General features: G+C 72.8%; 1 protein-coding gene. It reads right to left on the reverse strand.

The genetic code is table 11. From position 1 onward, the window contains the following. Window positions 1-4,744: SDR family NAD(P)-dependent oxidoreductase (locus tag ACFYOY_RS48970; RefSeq protein WP_388594595.1), on the reverse strand; the 4,744-nt coding region annotated here is incomplete at both ends.

Here is a 4,744-nt window from a genome sequence, read left to right on the forward strand (position 1 = left end):
TCCGGCCGGTCCTGGCCGTACGTGGCCAGGAGTGCCTGTGCCTCGATGGGGTCGCCGAGGGCGGTGCCGGTGCCATGGGCCTCGACCGCGTCCACGTCGGCCACCGTCAGCCCGGCGTTCGCCAGCGCCTGGCGGATCACCCGCTGCTGGGAGGGCCCGTTCGGCGCGGTCAGGCCATTGCTGGCCCCGTCCTGGTTCACCGCGCTGCCGCGGATCACGGCGAGCACCTCGTGGCCGTTGCGGCGGGCGTCGGAGAGCCGTTCCAGCAGCACCAGACCGATGCCCTCGCTGAAGGTGGTGCCGTCGGCGCCCTCGCTGAAGGACTTGCTGCGGCCGTCGGGCGCGAGCCCGCGCTGGCGGGAGAAGCTGATGAAACCGCCGGGCTTGGCGATCACCGTCACGCCACCGGTGACGGCCATCGAGCACTCGCCCGCCCGCAGCGCCTGTACGGCCAGGTGCAGTGCCACCAGCGACGACGAGCACGCCGTGTCCACCGTCACCGCTGGGCCTTCGAGGCCCAGCAGGTAGGCCACTCGACCGGAGGCCACACTCGTGGTACCGCCGGTCATCAGGTAGCCCTCCAACTCGGGCGGGGGCGCCTCGGAGTGGGCGATGTATCCCTGGTCGATGACCCCGGCGAACACCCCGATGGCCTGTCCGCGGACGGACATCGGGTCGATGCCCGCGTGCTCGAACAGCTCCCATGAGGTCTCGGCGAGCAGTCGCTGCTGCGGATCCATCGCCAGCGCCTCGCGCGGCGAGATGCCGAAGAACTCGGCGTCGAAGTCGCCGGCGCCGGTGAGGAAACCCCCCTCGCGTACGTAGGACTTGCCCACGGCGTCCGGATCGAGGTCGAACAGCGTCTCCACGTCCCAGCCGCGGTCCGTGGGGAACGGGCCGATCGCGTCCCGGCCCTGGGACACCAGATCCCACAGCTCCTCGGGGCCGGTGACCTTGCCGGGCAGCCGGCAGTTCATCGACACAATGGCCACCGGGTCGTCCGCCGGGGCCACCGCGGACGCGGGCGCCACCGCCGATGTCGACGCGGAGGCAGGGGCGGCCGTGTCGCCGGCCACCACGGCCCGCAGATGCCCGGCCATCGCCTCCGGTGTCGCGTAGTCGAACACGACCGTCGCGGGCAGGCGCAGCCCGGTCGCGCTGGAGAGCCGGTTGCGCAGTTCCACCGCGATGAGCGAGTCGACCCCGATCTCGCTGAACGCGCGCCTGGCGTCCACGGCGTCCTTTCCGGCGTGCCCGAGCACGGTCGCCGTATGGTCCCGTACGAGGTCCAGCAGCAGCCGGTGCTGGTCGGCCTCGGACAGCGCCGCCAGCCGGGCCGTGAGACCGCCTTCGGCGGATCCCGCCGCGGACCGCAAGGTGCGCCGGGTCGGGCGGAGGAGGCCGGTGAGCAGCGGGGACACCGCACCCGCGGCGGACTCGTGCGCGCCGGGGTCCAGCTTCGCCGGTACCACCAGGGACAGCCCCAGGCCGAGGGCGCTGTCGAAGAGGCTCAGAGCGTGCTCGGTGCTCATCGGGCGGACGACACCGTGTTGGGTGCGATCCCGGTTGGCCGTGATCAGCGCGGCCGAAAGGTCGCTGGTCTCCGCCCACAGGCCCCAGGCCAGCGACAGCCCGGCCAGCCCCGCCGCGCGCCGCTGCTGCATGAAGGCGTCGAGGAAGGTGTTGGCGGCGGCGTAGTTGGCCTGGCCCGCGTTCCCGAGGATTCCGGCGGCGGAGGAGTACACGGCGAAGAGGGCCAGGTCCTGGTGGCGGGTGAGGTCGTGCAGGTGGGTGACTGCGTCGACCTTGGGGCGGAAGACGGTGTCGATGCGGTCGGGGTCGAGTGTGGTGAGGGTGCCGTCGGCGAGGGTGCCGGCGGTGTGCACGATGCCGGTGAGGGGATGGTCGGCCGGGATGTCGGCGAGGAGCGCGGCGAGTTGGCCGCGGTCGGCGATGTCGCAGGCGGTGATCCGTACCTGCGCGCCCAGTGCCGTCAGTTCGTCGTGGAGGACGGCCGCGCCGGGGGCGTTCGGCCCCTGGCGGCTGGCGAGGACCAGGTGGCGTATGCCGTGGTGGGTGACGAGGTGGCGGGCGATGGCAGTGCCGAGGGTGCCGGTGCCGCCGGTGATCAGTACGGTGCCCTCGGGGTCGGGTGTGCGGGGGAGGGTGAGCACGATCTTGCCGGTGTGGCGGCCCTGGCTCATCCAGCGGAACGAGTCGGGGGCGCGGGTGATCTCCCACGGCCGGGTGGGCAGCGGAGGGATCAGGCCCTGCTCGAACAGGTCCACCAGCTCGACCAGCAGCTCCTGGATGCGATCCGGCCCGGCGTCCGCGCCCAGGTCGAATGCGTGGTACGTCCGGTCCGGATGCGACGCGCGCACCTCGTCCACGTCCCGGATGTCGGTGCGACCCATCTCGATGAAACGGCCGCCGGGGTTGAGCAACCGCAGCGAGGCATCGATGTGTTCGCCGGTGAGGGAGTTGAGGACGATGTCGGCGGTCGGGAAGGTGTGGGCGTAGGCGAGGTCACGGCTGGAGGCGCGTCGTCCCGTGGGGACCCCGAGTTGCTCGAGGGTGTGGTGCTTTGCGGGGTGGGCGGTGGCGAGGACGGTGGCGCCGAAGTGGTGGGCGAGGTGTACGGCGGCCATGCCGACACCACCGGCGGCGGCGTGCACCAGCACCGCCTCACCCGGCTGGACATCGCCCAGGTCCCGCAATGCGTACAGCGCGGTGAGATAGGCCACCGGTACCCCGGCCGCCGCCGTGAACGACCAGTCGCGTGGCATCCGTACCACTGTCCGCCGGTCCGCCACCACCAGCGGCCCGAACGAACCGGGCAACATGCCCATTACGCGGTCGCCCACGGCCAGGTCCGCCACGCCCGGGCCGACCTCGGTCACCACACCCGCGCCCTCGGTGCCGATTTCCGCCTCGTACATGCCGAGGGCGATGAGCACATCGCGGAAGTTCTGGCCGGCGGCGCGCACCGCGATCCGCACCTGGCCGGCCTCCAACGGCGCCTCCGCCCGAGGGTGGGGCACCAGGGCGAGGTTTTCCAGCGTGCCGTGTTCGGTGACGTCCAGATGCCACGTCGCGGCCGCCGGGACCGCCAGTCCCGGGCGCGCTCGCACCAGGCGGGGCACCCACGCGGTTCCGCCACGCAGCGCGAGCTGGGGTTCCTCTGCGGCCAGCGCGGCGGGCAGGGCCTCAGCCGACCGGTCGTCGGTGTCGATCACGCACACCCGGCCCGGGTGTTCGGCCTGCGCGGCGCGCACCAGGCCCCACACCGCGGCGGCGGCCGGGTCGGTGACCTCGGTGTCGTCAAGCACTGCCATGCCGCCCCGGGTGAGCAGCACCAGGCGGCAGTCGGCGAGTCCGTCGTCGCTGATCAGACGCTGTATCGCGGCCAGTGCCCGGCCGGTCAGCTCACGGGCGCGCTCCGGCAGTCCGCCGTCCTCCGGCAGTCCGCCCGCGTCCGGCAGTCGGCCGTCCTGCGCGGCGTATGCCCGGGTGTCGGCGACGACCACCGGCGGCCACGTGTCGTCGTCGTGCACGGCGTCCAGCGCCGCCCACGCCACCTCGTGCCGGGCCAGGGGATGTTCGGTCCACTCCACGGTGAACTGGGAATCCGCGGTGGGCGAGGCCGATGTGGTGCGGAGCTGCTCCGCGGTGGTCTCCCTGAGCACCAGCGATCCGACGGTCACCACGGGCACCCCGTACGGATCGGTCGCGTGCAGTGACAGGTTGTCCGGCCCGGTGGAGGCGACCCGCACCCGCAGGGCGGTGGCGCCGTTGGCGTGCAGCTGCACGCCGTTCCAGGAGAACGGCAGATATGTCCCGCCGCCGGGCGCGTTGCCCGGGCAGAAGTTGCTCGCGTGCAGCGCCGCGTCCAGCAACGCCGGATGGATGCCGAAGCGGCCCGCGAGGTCGTGCTGCTCCTCGCCGAGGGTGATCTCGGCGAACACATCACCGTCGCGTGTCCAGGCTGCGGTGAGCCCGCGGAACACCGGCCCGTACTCATAGCCTGCCTGGGCCAGGCGGTCGTAGAAGCCCTCCAGGGCAACGGGTTCCGCCCCGGCGGGCGGCCACTGCCGCTCTGCCTCGACAGGAGCGAGCGCCTGCGCGGACAGGGTGCCGGAGGCGTGCTCGACCCAGGGCTCGGACTCGTCGCCGCGGGAGTAGACACGCACCGCACGGCGCTCGTCGTCCTCGGCCGTACCCACCAGGACCTGCACCTGAAGCGAGCCGTCCTCGGGGAGATGCATCGGCTGGCCGAGGACCAGCTCCTCCAGCACCGGCGTGCCGGTCTCGTCCCCGGCCCGTACGGCCAGTTCCACGATCGCCGTACCCGGCACCAGGGCGACCCCGGACAACATGTGGTCGGCCAGCCAGGACTGCGCCGACGGTGCCAGCCGCCCGGTGAGCAGCACCCCTCCGGTGTCCGGCACGCTGACCACGGCCCCCAGCAGCGGGTGTGCCGCGTCGCGCAGTCCCACGGAGCCGACATCCCCGTGGTGGCCGGTGGCGGCCAGCCAGTAGTGCTGGTGCTGGAAGGGGTAGGTGGGCAGGGGGACTTGGGAGGGGGCGGTTCCGGCGTACGCGGTAGGCCAGTGGACCGGGATTCCGGCGGTGGAGAGCTCCGCGAGGCTCGTGAGGACGCGGTCGGGGCCGCCGTCGTGGCGGCGGAGGGTGCCGGTGATGGTGGCCCGGACCTCGGGGAGGGTTTCGGTGGTGTCTTGGATGG

The sequence above is a fragment of the Streptomyces sp. NPDC007875 genome, assembly GCF_042868035.1.
Lineage (GTDB): Bacteria > Actinomycetota > Actinomycetes > Streptomycetales > Streptomycetaceae > Streptomyces > Streptomyces antimycoticus.